Origin of the sequence: Pseudomonas sp. NPDC086112 (assembly GCF_044746425.1) — a bacterium.
Lineage (GTDB): Bacteria > Pseudomonadota > Gammaproteobacteria > Pseudomonadales > Pseudomonadaceae > Aquipseudomonas.
In genome coordinates this window covers 120,480-136,125 of the sequence record NZ_JBIVCD010000006.1, presented here as the reverse complement: position 1 = coordinate 136,125, position 15,646 = coordinate 120,480, and the positions used below count along the sequence as shown (strand labels likewise).

Annotated in this window: 13 protein-coding genes and 2 tRNA genes; 10 read left to right on the top strand and 5 right to left on the bottom strand. The window is 59.1% G+C overall.

The features are described from left to right. Window position 1 precedes the first annotated feature (1 nt). The 6 genes from ACIPLA_RS06950 (at window position 2) to ACIPLA_RS06925 (ending at window position 6,159) form a co-directional block, all read left to right on the top strand. A complete protein-coding gene (locus ACIPLA_RS06950; RefSeq protein ID WP_401172604.1) occupies window positions 2-1,789 on the top strand; it encodes a SulP family inorganic anion transporter in 1,788 nt (595 codons plus the stop codon). Window positions 1,790-1,871: 82 nt separating this feature from the next. Continuing rightward, on the top strand, window positions 1,872-2,993 hold the full coding sequence (locus ACIPLA_RS06945) for an AI-2E family transporter (protein WP_401172601.1): 1,122 nt from the start codon (window positions 1,872-1,874) through the stop codon (window positions 2,991-2,993). A 110-nt stretch (window positions 2,994-3,103) separates the two neighbouring features. Further along, window positions 3,104-3,730 (top strand): DUF1780 domain-containing protein, encoded by a 627-nt coding sequence (locus ACIPLA_RS06940; protein WP_008008717.1) that lies wholly within the window; start codon window positions 3,104-3,106, stop codon window positions 3,728-3,730. A 153-nt stretch (window positions 3,731-3,883) separates the two neighbouring features. Then, entirely contained in the window at window positions 3,884-4,057 is a 174-nt protein-coding gene (locus ACIPLA_RS06935) for a DUF3094 domain-containing protein (RefSeq protein WP_123497141.1), read from the top strand. 60 nt (window positions 4,058-4,117) lie between these two features. Then, window positions 4,118-5,416, top strand: a complete 1,299-nt coding sequence (locus ACIPLA_RS06930) for an NAD(P)/FAD-dependent oxidoreductase (RefSeq protein ID WP_401172597.1) — start codon at window positions 4,118-4,120, stop codon at window positions 5,414-5,416. Between the two features lie 341 nt (window positions 5,417-5,757). Next, window positions 5,758-6,159, top strand: coding sequence for an EF-hand domain-containing protein (locus ACIPLA_RS06925; RefSeq protein ID WP_218398792.1), 402 nt, complete (start codon window positions 5,758-5,760; stop codon window positions 6,157-6,159). A gap of 106 nt (window positions 6,160-6,265) precedes the next feature. On the opposite strand, the gene ACIPLA_RS06920 is transcribed toward ACIPLA_RS06925, so the two are convergent. From ACIPLA_RS06920 to rluD, 5 genes are all read right to left on the bottom strand, one after another. Then, window positions 6,266-6,342 (bottom strand) — tRNA-Pro (locus ACIPLA_RS06920). A gap of 9 nt (window positions 6,343-6,351) precedes the next feature. Further along, window positions 6,352-6,427, bottom strand: a tRNA-Asn gene (locus ACIPLA_RS06915). 298 nt (window positions 6,428-6,725) lie between these two features. Further along, complete coding sequence (gene clpB, locus ACIPLA_RS06910; protein ID WP_192345402.1) at window positions 6,726-9,290, bottom strand: ATP-dependent chaperone ClpB; 2,565 nt, start codon at window positions 9,288-9,290, stop codon at window positions 6,726-6,728. Window positions 9,291-9,419: 129 nt separating this feature from the next. Next, window positions 9,420-10,145: a peptidoglycan editing factor PgeF gene (gene pgeF, locus ACIPLA_RS06905; RefSeq protein WP_218398793.1), complete on the bottom strand. Its 726-nt coding sequence runs from the start codon at window positions 10,143-10,145 to the stop codon at window positions 9,420-9,422. After that, window positions 10,142-11,104: a 23S rRNA pseudouridine(1911/1915/1917) synthase RluD gene (gene rluD, locus ACIPLA_RS06900; protein WP_007901932.1), complete on the bottom strand. Its 963-nt coding sequence runs from the start codon at window positions 11,102-11,104 to the stop codon at window positions 10,142-10,144. The genes pgeF and rluD overlap by 4 nt, the downstream gene beginning before the upstream one ends. Before the next feature lie 151 nt (window positions 11,105-11,255). Between rluD and ACIPLA_RS06895 the strand changes: the two genes are divergently transcribed. From ACIPLA_RS06895 to ACIPLA_RS06880, 4 genes are all read left to right on the top strand, one after another. After that, on the top strand, window positions 11,256-12,278 hold the full coding sequence (locus ACIPLA_RS06895) for an outer membrane protein assembly factor BamD (protein WP_123497129.1): 1,023 nt from the start codon (window positions 11,256-11,258) through the stop codon (window positions 12,276-12,278). Window positions 12,279-12,414: 136 nt separating this feature from the next. Next, window positions 12,415-12,648: a PP0621 family protein gene (locus ACIPLA_RS06890; RefSeq protein ID WP_007901926.1), complete on the top strand. Its 234-nt coding sequence runs from the start codon at window positions 12,415-12,417 to the stop codon at window positions 12,646-12,648. Beyond that, on the top strand, window positions 12,638-14,227 hold the full coding sequence (locus ACIPLA_RS06885; RefSeq protein ID WP_401172591.1) for a sensor histidine kinase: 1,590 nt from the start codon (window positions 12,638-12,640) through the stop codon (window positions 14,225-14,227). Before ACIPLA_RS06890 ends, ACIPLA_RS06885 begins: the two co-directional genes overlap by 11 nt. A gap of 2 nt (window positions 14,228-14,229) precedes the next feature. Next, entirely contained in the window at window positions 14,230-15,570 is a 1,341-nt protein-coding gene (locus ACIPLA_RS06880) for a sigma-54 dependent transcriptional regulator (protein ID WP_192345398.1), read from the top strand. Window positions 15,571-15,646 lie beyond the last annotated feature (76 nt).

The window sequence follows — 15,646 nt, the reverse complement described above, 5'->3', positions numbered from 1 at the left end:
TATGAGCCATTCGGATGCTTCGCCTCCCGTCCCGGAACCCGGCCGCATTGCCCATCGCAACACCGGCGGCGACACCGGTTGGAGTCGCTGGCTGCCCGGACTACGCACGCTGCGCGGTTACAAAATAACCTGGTTGCGGCACGACCTCGTGGCCGGACTGGTGCTGACCACGATGTTGGTGCCTGTCGGTATCGCCTACGCGGTGGCATCGGGCGTACCCGGCATCTATGGCCTTTACGCGACCATCGTTCCTCTGCTCGCTTATGCGCTGTTCGGACCCAGCCGGATTCTGGTGCTGGGGCCGGATTCCTCGCTGGCTGCCGTCATTCTCGCCGTCGTGCTGCCACTGTCCGGCGGTGATCCGCATCGTGCCATCGCCCTTGCGAGCATGATGGCGATCGTATCGGGGGTGGTGTGCATCCTGGCCGGCATAGCGCGCTTGGGCTTTGTCACGGAGCTGCTTTCCAAACCGATCCGCTACGGGTACATGAACGGGATCGCGCTGACGGTATTGATCAGCCAACTGCCCAAGTTTTTCGGTTTTTCGATTGAATCCGACGGCCCGCTGAGAAACCTGTGGGCGATCGCTACGGCGGTAATGGAGGGGAAAACCAACTGGACCGCCTTCATGGTCGGCGCAGCCACCTTGGCCGTGATTCTGCTGCTCAAGGGCAACAAACGCGTGCCGGGCATTCTGATCGCCGTGGCGGGAGCGACCGTCGCCGTGGCTGTGCTGGACCTTGCCGCGCGCACTGGAATATCGGTCCTCGGCTCGCTTCCACAAGGCTTGCCTGCGTTCGCCATCCCCTGGATCACCCGCGACGACATCGTCCCCGTCCTGATCGGTGGTTGCGCCGTTGCCCTGGTTTCGTTCGCCGATACCAGCGTGCTCTCGCGTGTCTATGCGGCGCGGACCCGCACCTATGTGGACCCGAACCAGGAAATGGTGGGCCTCGGTGTCGCCAACCTGGCCGCCGGATTTTTTCAGGGTTTTGCGATCAGCAGCAGTTCGTCACGTACGCCCGTGGCCGAGGCCGCAGGCGCCAAAACCCAGTTGACCGGAGTCATCGGCGCGCTTGCTGTTGCCTTACTGCTGGTGATGGCACCGGACCTGTTGAAGGATTTGCCTACCAGCGCACTGGCTGCGGTGGTGATCGCCTCCGCCATCGGCCTGATTGAGGTCACCGACCTGCGACGCATTTATCGAATTCAGCGTTGGGAGTTCTGGCTGTCAATCGTCTGCACCATCGGCGTGGCCGTGCTGGGTGCGATCGAGGGGATCGGCCTGGCCATCGTAATCGCCGTCATCGAATTTCTGTGGGATGGCTGGCGTCCTTACTCTGCCGTCCTGGGACGCGCGGACGGCGTGAAGGGTTATCACGACATCAAGCGCTATCCCGACGCGCGCCTTGTACCCGGCCTGGTCCTGTTTCGCTGGGATGCGCCGTTGTTTTTCGCCAACGCCGAATTGTTCCATGACCGAGTGCTGGACGCCGTGGCCGCATCGCCTACGCCAGTGCGCTGGCTGGTTGTTGCGGCGGAACCCGTCACCAGCGTGGACGTGACCTCCGCCGACATGTTGGCGGAACTGGACGAAACGTTACACGCGGCGGGTATCAAGTTGTGCGTGGCCGAGATGAAGGACCCGGTCAAGGACAAGCTGAAGCGATTCGGGCTTTTTGCGCGGCTTGGCGAAACAGCGTTCTTTCCAACAATAGGCTCTGCAGTCGACAGCTATCTCGCGATACATCCGGTGGATTGGATGGCTCGGGAGGACAAGAGTCGCTGAGCGGCATGTTCACCGGCTCACTTGCGACCGGGGCTGGACTTACCAAATGCAGGCCCTTGCCACTCTCTACAGGAGGTAATCCATGGTTCCCATACCCCTTCTCGAAAAGGTTTTTTCCCGAGACCTGCTCGACGTACTGATTCGTGCCGGAGTGATTGCCGTTCTGGTGATGTTCTGCTTTCAGATATTCAGCCCGTTCCTCGACCTGATGCTATGGTCGGTGATCCTGGCAATCACCCTCTACCCCTTGCAGATCAGATTCAAAGGCAAGCTGGGAAACAAGGACGGGATCACCGCGACGCTGATCATATTCATCGTCATCAGTATTCTTATGGTGCCTATTTATTTATTGGGAGCCTCGCTTGCGGATTCCGTGGAAAAGGTCATGACCATGGTCAAAACCGACAGTTTCCATATTCCGCCACCGTCCGATACGGTAGCCAGCTGGCCACTCGTGGGAGAACCTCTTTATAACTTGTGGGCGCAAGCCACCACTGACCTGCCCGATCTGGCACACAAGTTCATGCCGCAAATCAAAGGTGTCAGCCTCTCCCTGCTGAGCAAGCTTGCGGGTGTCAGCATGGGGCTCCTTTTATTCATCGTCGCCCTGCTTATTGCCGGTATTTTTTTAGCGTATGGAGAAAGCGGCCACCGTAGTGCGGTACGAATCGTTACGCGCTTCAGCGGTCCAATCAACGGGCCGAAAATCGCCGATCTGTGCACCGCGACCATCCGGGCAGTAGCGTTGGGGGTGGTCGGCATCGCGTTCATCCAGATGCTGTTGGTGGGCATCGGTTTTGTGTTCATGGGCGTCCCCGGCGCCGGCCTTCTCGCCTTGGCGGTGCTGCTTCTTGGCATCATGCAATTACCGGCAACCCTGATTACCCTTCCGGTCATCGTCTTTGTTTTCATGAGCGAAGGTGCCAGTACGGCGACCATTGTGTTTGCCATTTATGTCTTCATCGCGGGATTGGTCGATAACGTCCTCAAACCGCTGCTGCTGGGTCGTGGCGTCGATGTACCGATGCCCGTGGTGCTGATCGGCGCCTTGGGCGGCATGGTCACGAGCGGAATCCTCGGCCTGTTTATCGGCCCTGTGATACTCGCGGTCGGCTATCAGCTGTTCTGGGAATGGGTGGATCAAGCGCAAGAACCCGGGCCAGATAATCAAGGACCTGATACGGCGGCAGAAGATATTCGCTGATAAACACCCATAGGCATGCCAGAAAAAACGGCTGAAGAAATCCCGACAGACTTTTTTCTTTTGCGACAGACTTATTATTCAGATCACATTTGAACGCTAAGCTTGGGCCTATGGATGATTCAGATTATTTACGCCTGCTGACCATTGCGGCCGAGCAAGCCAACACGTTCCTCTCCAATGCCCGCAAATGGGAGCGTGAGCGTTGGGTTTGCCAGCGCCTGCTGCAAGGCCTGAACATTCCCTATCGCGCCGACGAGTTTGCCCCCGCCGGGGAGCCACCGGACGTGCTGTTCCGCGACGCGAACTTCGAAGTATTCTTCGTGCTCGACGAGGGTCGGCGCCTCAACGACGAATGGCGCGACGAGCTGCAACGTCGACGCAGCGCGTTTTCCCTGAGCCAGCTAGTGCGCCGCGAGGCCAAGCCCCGGCGCATCCCGGCCAATGAATTTCTGCTGAGACTGGCGCCGACCTTGCGCAAAAAAGCCCACAACTACAAAGAGCGCGGCATGGACCTGGGGGAGCTGGACATCATCGCCTTCGCCAGCCTCAAGCGCGAAGTGCTGGACCTCAACAGCCACTTTCCGCCGCCCACCGAATACCTGCGTCAGGGCTGGCGCTCGTTGTCGCTGGTCGGCCCGACCTTCGCCCGAGTGTTGTTCGCCCACCCGGAAGCTCCGGATTTCCTGCGCAGCAACCTGGGGCGCAGCATCGTTTTCGACGTCGGGATCAGCCTGTGAGTCCGTTGCAGTAGTTGGTCGCCGAGTGTTACAAAGTGGAATCATTCGCCATTCCCGCCAGCAACTATGCTCCGTTCCACACCGGATAGGTCGCAACATCGCTGCGCGCTGTAGCGTCTACACATTCAGCAACGTCTACCTGACGAGGCCTTTATGACCAGCCGCCTGAACCCCGACGACCAGAAACATGTCGAAGAGTACCTGAACCTGTCCCAGCACCAAGTCGAGCGCCGGCCTTTCCGGCCGTGGATGCTCCTGGTGGTGGTGTTGGCAGTGACCATGGGTTTAGGCCTGTTGAGCCGACTTATCAGTTACCTGACGCTATGAGCTGCATCGCGCTCGCTCGGTTGACTGCACCGATTTCTTTTAGCCTTGCGAGATATCCCCATGACTCATCGTATTGTCATCGTTGGCGGCGGCGCCGGCGGTCTGGAGTTGGCTACCCGTCTGGGTAAGACTCTGGGCAAGCGCGGCACGGCCAGTGTGATGCTGGTCGACGCGAACCTGACCCACATCTGGAAACCGTTGTTGCACGAAGTGGCGGCAGGTTCCCTGAACTCTTCCGAAGACGAACTCAACTATGTTGCCCAGGCAAAATGGAACCACTTCGAGTTCCAGCTGGGGCGCATGAGCGGGCTCGACCGCGCACAGAAGAGAATCCAGCTGGCCGCCACCTATGACGAGGCAGGCCTGGAACTGGTGCCGGCGCGCGAAGTGCCTTACGACTCGCTGGTGATTGCCGTCGGCAGCACCACCAACGACTTCGGGACTCAAGGCGCGGCGCAGCACTGTCTGTTCCTTGATACCCGCAAACAGGCCGAGCGCTTCCATCAGCAATTGCTCAATCATTACCTGCGCGCCCACGCCGGGCAGACCGATAAGGTCGAGCAGATTAGCGTAGCGATCGTCGGCGCCGGTGCCACCGGGGTCGAACTGGCAGCGGAACTGCACAACGCCGCCCATGAACTCGCGGCCTACGGCCTGGACCGGATCAAACCGGAAAACATGCACATCACCCTGATCGAAGCCGGGCCACGGGTGTTGCCAGCCCTGCCGGAGCGAATCGGCGGGCCGGTGCATAAAACCCTGGAGAAACTCGGGGTCAACGTGATGACCAACGCCGCTGTCAGCGAAGTGACGGCAGACAGCCTGATTACCGCCGATGGCCAAGTGATCAACGCCAGCCTCAAAGTCTGGGCCGCCGGGATTCGTGCACCGGGCTTCCTCAAGGACATCGATGGCCTGGAAACCAACCGCATCAATCAGCTGCAAGTATTGCCGACCCTGCAAACCACTCGTGACGAGAACATCTTCGCCTTCGGTGACTGCGCGGCCTGCCCACAACCAGGCACCGACCGCAATGTGCCGCCGCGCGCCCAGGCTGCGCACCAGCAAGCTTCATTGCTGGCCAAATCGCTGAAACTGCGGATCGAAGGCAAAGCCCTGCCGGAGTACAAGTACACCGACTATGGTTCGCTGATTTCGCTGTCGCGTTTTTCGGCTGTGGGTAACTTGATGGGCAACCTGACCGGCAGCGTCATGCTCGAGGGCTGGCTGGCGCGGATGTTTTACGTGTCGCTGTATCGCATGCACCAGATGGCGCTATATGGCGCGTTCCGCACGGCGATGTTGATGCTCGGTAGCAAGATTGGGCGCGGGACTGAGCCTCGTCTGAAGCTGCATTAAGATTTTCGGCGTTACTTAGGGCCTCTTCGCGGGCAAGCCTCGCTCCTACAGTGGATCTGTGTCGTACACAAAATGTGCAACCAATAACGATCTTGCAGGAGCGAGGCTTGCCCGCGAAGCAGGCGCCTCGGTCCAACTTCCAGGCACTTGTGTTTCTCACTGTATCTCCCCCACTAATTCCATCCCTTCGCTTACAAAGCCCCCCTCGCGCGACACAGTAGCGATACACCACGCCCGCTAAATGGCCACACCCGAGCAAGGCACTGCCTGCTTCGGTCATCGCCGCACTCACGTGGCGTCCTTTATCGAGCGGTTGTATTGTGCAACCCAGGAGATTTGTAATGTCCCGTACCACTACTCTCAGCAAAAACACCGTTGGCCTGCTCGGCGCTGTCCTGGCCGGAGGCATGATGTTGTCCGGCTCCGTATTCGCTTCGCAGCCGCTGACTCAGGGCTACCTGCTGGCCTCGGCGGAACAGGTCGTGAAGACGCCGGAAGGTAAATGTGGCGAAGGCAAGTGCGGCGATGCTTCAATGGCCCGGACCGATACCGATGATGATGGCCAGGTATCCCGCGCGGAATTTTTGAAAGTGGCGCCCAAGGCCGATTTCGACAAGATCGACACCAACCATGATGGTCAAATCTCGGAACAAGAGGCTTTTGATAACGTGAAAGCCAACTACGAAGCCAATGGTAAAAAGATGCCAAAGGGCTTGTTCGAGCACCTGAAAGACAATAGTTAAGCCTCTGAAGGCCCAAGCCCTGCCTCTGCGTCGAGAAGCAGGGCTTTTTTGCATTTACAGCAGGCAAAAAAAATCCCCGTATCTTTCGATACGAGGATTTTTAATATGGTCGGGGTAAGGGGATTCGAACTCCTGACATCCTGCTCCCAAAGCAGGCGCGCTACCGGACTGCGCTATACCCCGGTTTGAAATTGGCTCCGTGACCAGGACTCGAACCTGGGACCCAATGATTAACAGTCATTTGCTCTACCGACTGAGCTATCACGGAACTACATATTTCAATTTACAACTGTGAAGCTTGCTTCACCTCTTCGACCCGTTCGCATCGCTGCGTTCGTGTGTCTGAGGCGCGCTATTCTACAATCTTAAGCACCTCTGTCAACCCCCTAAATTGCTTTCAAGTTAATGATTTGCAACTTATTTCAGATTCCTGCTTGGGGAGCAGAAACCCTTCAGGGCGACTTACTGCGGGGCGCACTTTACAAGCCTTTTCCTTTGAGTTCAACAGCCTGGCGAAAAAAAGGCCTCGCAATGCGAGGCCTCTTTCAATTTGCTGCCGACGGGAATCAGACGAAAACGATTTCGTCGTTTTCCACGGTGCCCTTGGCTGTCTCGCCAGGCATGTATCGACCCGACAGAATCAGCTGTGCCAACGGGTTCTCGATCCAGCGCTGGATCGCCCGTTTGAGCGGCCGTGCGCCATAGACCGGGTCGTAACCAACGGCAATCAGCTTATCCATCGCTTCCGGGCTCAGCTCAAGCTTCAGCTCGCGCTCGGTCAGGCGGCTACGCAGGCGACCCAACTGGATCTCGGTAATGCCGGCGATCTGATCCCGAGCCAGCGGCTCGAAAATCACCACTTCGTCGACCCGGTTGATGAACTCCGGCCGGAAGTGCGTGGAAATCGCATCCATCACCGCCGCGCGCTGCGCTTCGCGATCCCCCACCAGCTCCTGGATCTGCACCGAGCCGAGGTTGGAGGTCATGACGATCACGGTGTTTTTGAAATCCACCGTGCGGCCATGGCTGTCGGTCAAACGGCCATCTTCGAGCACTTGCAGCAAAATGTTGAACACGTCCGGGTGGGCCTTCTCGACCTCGTCCAGGAGGATCACCGAATAAGGCTTGCGACGCACTGCCTCGGTCAGGTAACCGCCCTCCTCATAGCCCACGTAGCCCGGTGGCGCACCGATCAGTCGAGCCACGGAATGTTTCTCCATGAACTCGGACATATCGATCCGCACCATTGCCTCTTCGGTATCGAACAGGAACTCCGCCAGCGCCTTGCACAGCTCGGTTTTACCGACACCGGTCGGGCCGAGAAACATGAACGAACCGCTCGGGCGATTCGGGTCGGACAACCCGGCGCGGGAACGCCGCACCGCGTTGGAGACAGCGATCACCGCTTCGTCCTGACCGATCACACGTTGGTGCAACAGGCTTTCCATCTTCATCAGTTTTTCGCGCTCGCCCTCGAGCATTTTCGCCACGGGGATGCCGGTCCACTTCGACACGACTTCAGCGATCTCTTCTTCAGTCACCTTGCTGCGCAGCAACTGGTTTTCACTTTTGCCGTGCTGGTCGACCATTTGCAGGCTGCGCTCCAGGTCCGGGATCACCCCGTATTGCAGCTCGGCCATGCGGTTCAAGTCGCCCTTACGGCGCGCAGCCTCCAGTTCCTGACGAGACTGTTCGATTTTCTGCTGGATCTGCGCCGAACCTTGCACTTCGGCTTTTTCCGAGTTCCAGATTTCTTCGAGGTCCGAGTATTCGCGCTCGTGACGGGCGATTTCTTCCTGCAGTTTTTCCAGACGTTTCTTCGCCGCGTCGTCGCTTTCTTTCTTCAGCGCCTGGGATTCCACCTTCAGCTGAATCAGGCGACGCTCCAGGCGGTCCAGCACTTCCGGCTTGGAGTCGATCTCCATACGGATGCGGCTGGCGGCTTCGTCGATCAGATCGATGGCTTTGTCCGGCAGCTGGCGGTCGGTGATGTAGCGATGACTGAGCTTGGCCGCGGCGATGATCGCACCATCGGTGATCGCCACCTTGTGGTGAACCTCGTAACGCTCTTTCAGGCCGCGCAGGATGGCGATGGTGTCTTCTTCGCTCGGCTCATCCACCAGGACTTTCTGGAAGCGTCGCTCGAGAGCCGCGTCCTTTTCTATATATTGGCGGTATTCGTTGAGCGTGGTCGCACCGACGCAGTGCAGCTCACCACGAGCCAGTGCCGGCTTGAGCATGTTGCCGGCGTCCATCGAGCCTTCGCCCTTGCCGGCGCCGACCATGGTGTGCAGTTCGTCGATGAACAGAATGATCTGCCCTTCCTGCTTCGACAGTTCATTGAGCAGGGATTTGAGGCGTTCTTCGAACTCGCCGCGGTATTTGGCACCGGCAATCAGAGCCCCCATGTCCAGAGACAACAGACGCTTGCCTCTCAGGCCATCCGGCACTTCGCCATTGATGATGCGCTGGGCCAGGCCTTCGGCGATGGCGGTTTTACCCACGCCAGGCTCACCGATCAGCACCGGGTTGTTCTTGGTGCGGCGTTGCAGGACCTGAATGGTGCGGCGAATTTCGTCGTCACGGCCGATCACTGGATCGAGCTTGCCTTCTTCGGCGCGCTTGGTCAGGTCGATGGTGTATTTGTCGAGCGCCTGGCGTGACTCTTCGTGATTGGCGTCATTGACTGCCTCACCGCCGCGCAGGTTATTGATCGCATTTTCCAGGGCTTTTTTGCTCACGCCTTGGCCCAGCAACAATTTGCCGAGTTTGCTGTTCTCGTCCATGGCGGCGAGCAGCACCAGTTCACTGGAGATGAACTGATCACCCTTCTGCTGGGCCAGGCGATCAGCCTGGTTGAGCAGGCGCGCCAGATCCTGCGACATGTTCACGTCGCCGGTCGGATTCTGGATTTTTGGCAGCTGATCGAGAGCTTTGGTCAGCTCCTTACGCAAGCTGTTGACGTCGAACCCCACCTGCATCAGCAGGGGTTTGATCGAACCACCCTGCTGTTCAAGCATGGCCTGCATCAAGTGCGCCGGCTCAATGGCGGGATGATCGAGGCCGACGGCCAGGGATTGGGCGTCGGACAAGGCTAACTGCAACTTGCTGGTTAAACGGTCTATACGCATGGGTCACCTTCCTTTTGAGCAGGCCGGACCTATAAACATCCTGAATGAAGAAACCTGCCAGATACCGCTATAGATGCGGTCGATTCTGGGAGATTCAAGCGTCGTGATGTTGATGTAGATCAGAGAAGTCTAGCGTTCAAGCCAGACCAAGGAGGCAAACCGGCCGGTGCGTGGACTACGGCGGTAAGAAAAGAAACGAGGATCGGTCACGGTGCAAAAACCACCACCATAAACAGCGGTAACGCCGCGAGCGGCCAGGCGCAAACGCGCCAGCTCATAGATGTCGGCCATGAACTTGCCGGCGTTCTGGCTCGGTACAAAGGCTTTGGCGGCTTCAGGCAATTGCTCGACGAAGGTTTCGCGCACTTCCGGGCCGACTTCAAAGGCTTGTGGGCCAATGGCCGGGCCAAGCCAGACCAGCACGTCTTCAGGCGGTACGGCCAGACTGTCGAGGGTCGCCTCCAGCACACCCGCCGCCAACCCGCGCCAACCGGCATGGGCGGCAGCGACGCGGGTGCCGGCGCGGTCGCAGAACAGCGCTGGCAGGCAATCAGCGGTCATCGCCGCGCAGGCGATACCGGGTGTTGCCGTCCAGCTGGCGTCAGCTGTGGCTACCAGGCTTGGATCCGCTTGAGCCACGACAATGCCGTGAACCTGCTTTAACCAGGCCGGTTGAATAGAGAAATGATCGGTGAGGCGACGGCGATTCTCGGCAACAGCTTCGGGGCTGTCGTCGACGTGATCGCCGAGGTTGAGGCTGTCGAACGGCGCCAGACTGACGCCGCCCGCACGGGTGGTAACGCAGGCTTTCACCCCGGCAGGCGCAGGCCAGTCGGGAATCAGCCAGTCATTCATCCGATGAACGCCTCACGGTCTTGCTTGAGCAGCGACAGCAACCAGACGAAATCGTCCGGCAGCGGCGATTCCCAGCTCATGCGTTTACCGGTGGTCGGATGATCCAGCTCCAGGAAACGCGCATGCAGTGCCTGACGCGGGAAATTTTTCAGGGATTCGACCATGGTCACACTGGCAGCCGGCGGAATACGGAAGCGACCGCCGTAGGCAGGGTCTCCGACCAACGGGTAGTTGATGTGCGCCATGTGTACGCGAATCTGGTGCGTACGGCCGGTTTCCAGCTTCACCCGCACGTGCGTGTGGGAGCGGAAACGCTCGAGCACGCGGTAATGGCTGACGGCTTGCTTGCCACCTTCCATCACGGCCATGCGCTGGCGTTGCTGGCCATGACGACCGATCGGCGCGTTGATCTTGCCGCCGGCTGTCACCACACCGATCACGATGCACTCATAGATCCGGCTTACGCTGCGGCTCTGCAATTGCGTGACCAGCTGTGTCTGCGCCTGAATGGTCTTGGCCACCACCATCAGACCGGTGGTGTCCTTGTCCAGGCGATGCACGATACCGGCGCGGGGCACATTGATAATGTCCGGCACGTGGTGCAGCAAGGCGTTGAGCAAGGTGCCGTCGGCGTGGCCGGCAGCCGGATGCACCACCAGGCCCGCTGGTTTGTTGATCACCAGGATGTCGTCGTCTTCATAGACGATGTCCAGCTCGATGTCTTGAGCGATCCATTCGCCCTGAGCTTCCTGCTCGGCAGTCAGTTCAAGAATGGCGCCACCGTGAACGATGTCTCGCGGGCGGATAACCGCCCCATCCACAGTCAGGCGGCCGTCTTTGATCCAGGCGGAAAGGCGCGAGCGCGAGTGCTCAGCGAATAATTGTGCGGCGACTTGATCGAGGCGTTGGCCGCCCAATTCGGACGGCACCTCTGCGCGAAGTTCAATTTTATCGGACATGCTCAGACTAGGCGTCGGCACAGCCTTTGGTTTCGGCTGCGCGCTTGTGGTTAAATACGGCGTCTTTTGCCCCGAGGCTTTTCAACGGGGCGCTCATCATAACAGGACGGCCCCGCCCAAGACAGCGGCCGTCATAGGGACGCAAGCCGCCATGCAAGTGAAACACCTGCTGCTGATCGCCATCCTCGCATTGACCGCTGCTTGCTCATCGAAGGAAGTCGTAGACGAAAACCTGAGCGAAGTCGAGCTGTACCAGCAGGCTCAGCACGATCTGGACAACAATAGCTACACCGCCGCCACAGCCAAGCTGAAGGCGCTGGAGTCGCGTTATCCGTTCGGTCGCTACGCCGATCAGGCTCAACTCGAGCTCATCTACGCCAACTACAAGAACACCGAGCCCGAGGCTGCGAAATCCGCCGCCGAGCGTTTCATTCGCCTGCACCCGCAGCACCCGAATGTCGATTACGCCTACTACCTCAAGGGTTTGACTTCTTTCGACCAGGACGTCGGCCTGCTGGCGCGCTTCCTGCCGCTGGACATGACCAAGCGTGACCCGGGCGCCGCTCGCGACTCCTACAACGAGTTCGCCCAGCTGACCAGCCGCTTCCCGAACAGCCGCTACTCACCGGACGCCAAGCAGCGCATGATCTACCTGCGCAACCTGCTGGCTTCCTACGAGATTCACGTGGCCGACTATTACCTGACCCGTCAGGCCTATGTCGCCGCCGCGAACCGTGGTCGTTACGTGGTGGAAAACTTCCAGGAAACCCCTTCGGTCGGTGACGGCCTGGCAGTGATGACTGAAGCCTACCAGCGTCTGCACCTGGACGAACTGGCCGCGACCACGCTCGAAACCCTGAAGCTCAACTACCCGAACCACCCAAGCCTGGTGGACGGTCAGTTCGTGCCATCGAAAGACGAAGCCGACAACCGTTCATGGCTGAGCAAGGCCACTCTGGGCCTGATCGAATCCCGTCCGCCGCTGCCGCCAGGTGAAACCCGCGCCAACCAGGACGTGCAGAGACAGTTCCAGGACGCCAAGGACTCGATTCCGAACGAGCTCAAGCCTAAAGATGAGAACGGCGATGTGATCGAAGAAGAGCAGCACGAGTCTGAAGCCAACAACGCCGACCGCTCGTGGTTCAGCTACATGACCTTCGGCGTGTTCGACTGACGCTGAGTGTTGTGCCGAGAAGGCGCCTTTCGAGGCGCCTTTTTTATTACCGGATTTCAGGGGTGAGCGTATTGCGCTGTGCGACCGACCCGTCCTTGGCTAAACTGCCAATTCACTACTCAAAAAGCAGCTCACCATGCTTCGTTTATTATTCTGGATCGCACTGATTGCCGCTGCGGTATGGCTCTGGCGCAAGTTCAAGGCCCCGGTTTCGGGCGCCAACACGCCGCGAGAGCAAGATGCTCCACCCATGGTGCGTTGCGCTCATTGCGGCGTACATCTGCCCCGCGACCGCGCGCTGAGCCTTCAACAACAGTGGTATTGCAGCCAGGCTCACCTTGAGCAAGGCCCGGGTTCCAGTGATCGCTGAGACGTCCAGTCCCGGCAACAAACAGGCCCAGCGACTGCTGCGCCTCTATCACCTCTACCGTTTAAGCATCGGCATCACCTTGGTGCTGTTGATTTCCAGCAACATGGACAGCCAGTTGCTGACGTTTGCCAATGACGACCTGCTGCGCAACGGCAGCTGGTTGTACCTGGTGCTGAATATCCTGCTGGTGGTCTTTCTGGAGAACACCCGTCGCCCGGCGCAGTTGTTCGGCCTGGCGCTGGTCGATGTCCTGCTGCTATGCGGCCTGTTCTATGCCGCTGGCGGCATGCCCAGCGCCATCGGCAACCTGTTGATCGTGTCGGTGGTCATCAGCAATACCCTGCTGCGCGGGCGCATCGGTCTGCTGATTGCGGCTGTTGGCGCCCTCGGCATCGTGGGTTTGAGCTTTCTTCTGAGCTTCAGCCACCCCACCAGTCCCAATGATTACCTGCAAATCGGCACGCTCGGTGCTTTGTGCTTTGTCGCGGCATTGCTGGTGCAAGGCTTGATCCGAAGAGTTGAAGTCAGCGAAACCCTGGCCGAGCAGCGGGCCAGTGAAGTGCTCGGCCTCGAAGCCCTCAACGCACTGATCCTGCAACGTATGCGCACGGGCATTCTGGTGCTCGACGACCAACGGCGTGTGCAACTGGCCAATCACAGCGCCTTGACCTTGCTGGGGCAGGAAAAACTCGATGGCCAACTGATCGACGACCATTCGACGCCGTTGGTCGAGCGACTCCAACTGTGGTTCAACAATCCGACTTTGCGCCCGCAAAGCCTGAAAATCGCCAGCAATGGCCTGGAGCTGCAACCGAGCTTCATTGCCCTGGACCAAAGCCCGCACCACCAGACGCTGGTTTTTCTCGAAGACCTGGCCCAAATCGCCCAGCAGGCCCAGCAACTTAAACTCGCCGCCCTCGGCCGCCTGACTGCCGGTATTGCCCATGAAATCCGCAATCCACTAGGCGCCATTAGTCATGCCGCGCAGTTACTGCAGGAATCCGAGGAACTGAACGGCGCGGATCGGCGTCTGACGCAGATTATTCAAGACCACTCTCAGCGAATGAATCGGGTAATCGAAAACGTCCTGCAACTGTCCCGTCGCCAGCAAACCGTGCCGCAACGGCTGGATTTGCGGCTATGGCTGGAGCACTTCGTGGCCGAAACCCGCGAGGGTGCGACCGAGCGTCAGCTAGTTCACCTGCGAATCGATTCGGGGGACTTCACAACCCTGATGGATCCGAATCAGCTGACCCAGATTCTCGACAATCTGTTGCGCAACGCCTGGCGCCATAGTGCCCTGAACCATGATCAGGCACAGGTCTGGCTCGAGTTGTTTATTGACCCGGACAGCCAGTTGCCGATCCTTGAAGTCCTGGACAATGGCCCCGGCGTGGCGCCGGACCAGCGCTCGCATTTGTTCGAACCGTTCTTCACCACCAGCAGCCAGGGCACTGGCCTGGGGCTTTATCTGTCCCGTGAGCTGTGCGAAAGCAATCAAGCCCGCCTAGACTTCAAACCACGCCAAGGCGGCGGCTGCTTTCGCATCACCTTTGCTCACGGACGGAAACAAAGTTGAACATGAGCCCACGGCAAAAAATCCTGATCGTCGACGATGAGCCGGATATCCGCGAACTCCTGGAAATAACCCTGGGACGGATGAAACTCGACACCTTTAGTGCCCGCAACCTCGCAGAAGCGCAAGCACTGCTGGCACGGGAGACATTCGACCTGTGCCTGACCGACATGCGCCTGCCCGACGGCACCGGTCTGGCACTGGTGCAGCACATCCAGCAGCGCTATGCGCAAGTGCCAGTGGCGATGATTACCGCCTACGGCAGCCTGGAAACGGCAATCAACGCCCTCAAGGCTGGCGCGTTCGACTTTCTGACCAAACCGGTCGACCTCACCCGCCTGCGCGAACTGGTCACCAGCGCCTTGAGTCTGCCGGCACCAGGCGGTGCCAGCAGCGTCATCGACCGTCGCCTACTGGGCGACTCCCTGCCAATGCGCAGTCTGCGCAAACAAATCGACAAACTGGCCCGCAGCCAGGCCCCGGTGTACATCAGCGGCGAGTCCGGCAGCGGCAAGGAGCTGGTCGCCCGACTGATCCACGATCAAGGCCCACGCGCCACCCGCCCATTCGTGCCGGTGAACTGCGGGGCTATCCCGTCGGAATTGATGGAAAGCGAATTTTTCGGCCATCGCAAAGGCAGTTTCAGTGGTGCCATCGAAGACAAACCCGGGCTATTCCAGGCCGCCCATGGCGGTACTTTGTTCCTCGATGAAGTGGCAGACCTGCCACTGGCGATGCAGGTCAAACTTTTGCGGGCCATTCAAGAGAAAGCCGTGCGCAGCATCGGTGGACAACAGGAAACCGTGGTGGATGTGCGCATTCTCTGCGCCACCCACAAAGACCTCGATACCGAAGTCGCCGCCGAACGCTTTCGCCAGGACTTGTACTACCGCCTTAATGTGATCGAATTGCGGGTGCCGCCCTTGCGCGAACGTCGCGACGACATTGAGCTTCTGGCCAACAATATGCTCAAGCGACTGGCAACTGGCACTGGCCAACCCGCGGCAAAACTCCACCCGCAAGCCCTCGACGCACTGAAAAGCTATCGTTTTCCAGGAAACGTGCGGGAATTGGAGAACATGCTTGAGCGGGCCCACACCTTGTGCGAGAACAAACAAATCGAAGCCAGCGACCTGCGGCTGGCCGAAGGCAACTGCAACCCGGACGGCGACGTGCCGGACCTGACGCAGATCGACAATCTGGAAGCCTATCTGGAAAACGTCGAACGCAAACTCATCCTCCAGGCCCTGGAAGAAACCCGCTGGAACCGCACGGCGGCGGCTCAGCGGTTGAATCTATCGTTTCGCTCGATGCGTTACAGGCTCAAGAAATTGGGGCTGGATTGAGGGCCTCTTCGCGGGCAAGCCTCGCTCCTACAGATTGATGTCGTTCACAAACTTATTGATCGACTCAAACCTGTAG

Coding starts and splice junctions, on each gene's coding strand:
- clpB (WP_192345402.1), bottom strand. CDS start 9,290: ATGCGTATAGACCGTTTAACCAGCAAGTTGCAGTTAGCCTTGTCCGAC.
- ACIPLA_RS06925 (WP_218398792.1), top strand. CDS start 5,758: ATGTCCCGTACCACTACTCTCAGCAAAAACACCGTTGGCCTGCTCGGC.
- ACIPLA_RS06930 (WP_401172597.1), top strand. CDS start 4,118: ATGACTCATCGTATTGTCATCGTTGGCGGCGGCGCCGGCGGTCTGGAG.
- ACIPLA_RS06945 (WP_401172601.1), top strand. CDS start 1,872: ATGGTTCCCATACCCCTTCTCGAAAAGGTTTTTTCCCGAGACCTGCTC.
- ACIPLA_RS06950 (WP_401172604.1), top strand. CDS start 2: ATGAGCCATTCGGATGCTTCGCCTCCCGTCCCGGAACCCGGCCGCATT.
- ACIPLA_RS06895 (WP_123497129.1), top strand. CDS start 11,256: ATGCAAGTGAAACACCTGCTGCTGATCGCCATCCTCGCATTGACCGCT.
- pgeF (WP_218398793.1), bottom strand. CDS start 10,145: ATGAATGACTGGCTGATTCCCGACTGGCCTGCGCCTGCCGGGGTGAAA.
- ACIPLA_RS06890 (WP_007901926.1), top strand. CDS start 12,415: ATGCTTCGTTTATTATTCTGGATCGCACTGATTGCCGCTGCGGTATGG.
- ACIPLA_RS06880 (WP_192345398.1), top strand. CDS start 14,230: ATGAGCCCACGGCAAAAAATCCTGATCGTCGACGATGAGCCGGATATC.
- rluD (WP_007901932.1), bottom strand. CDS start 11,104: ATGTCCGATAAAATTGAACTTCGCGCAGAGGTGCCGTCCGAATTGGGC.
- ACIPLA_RS06940 (WP_008008717.1), top strand. CDS start 3,104: ATGGATGATTCAGATTATTTACGCCTGCTGACCATTGCGGCCGAGCAA.
- ACIPLA_RS06935 (WP_123497141.1), top strand. CDS start 3,884: ATGACCAGCCGCCTGAACCCCGACGACCAGAAACATGTCGAAGAGTAC.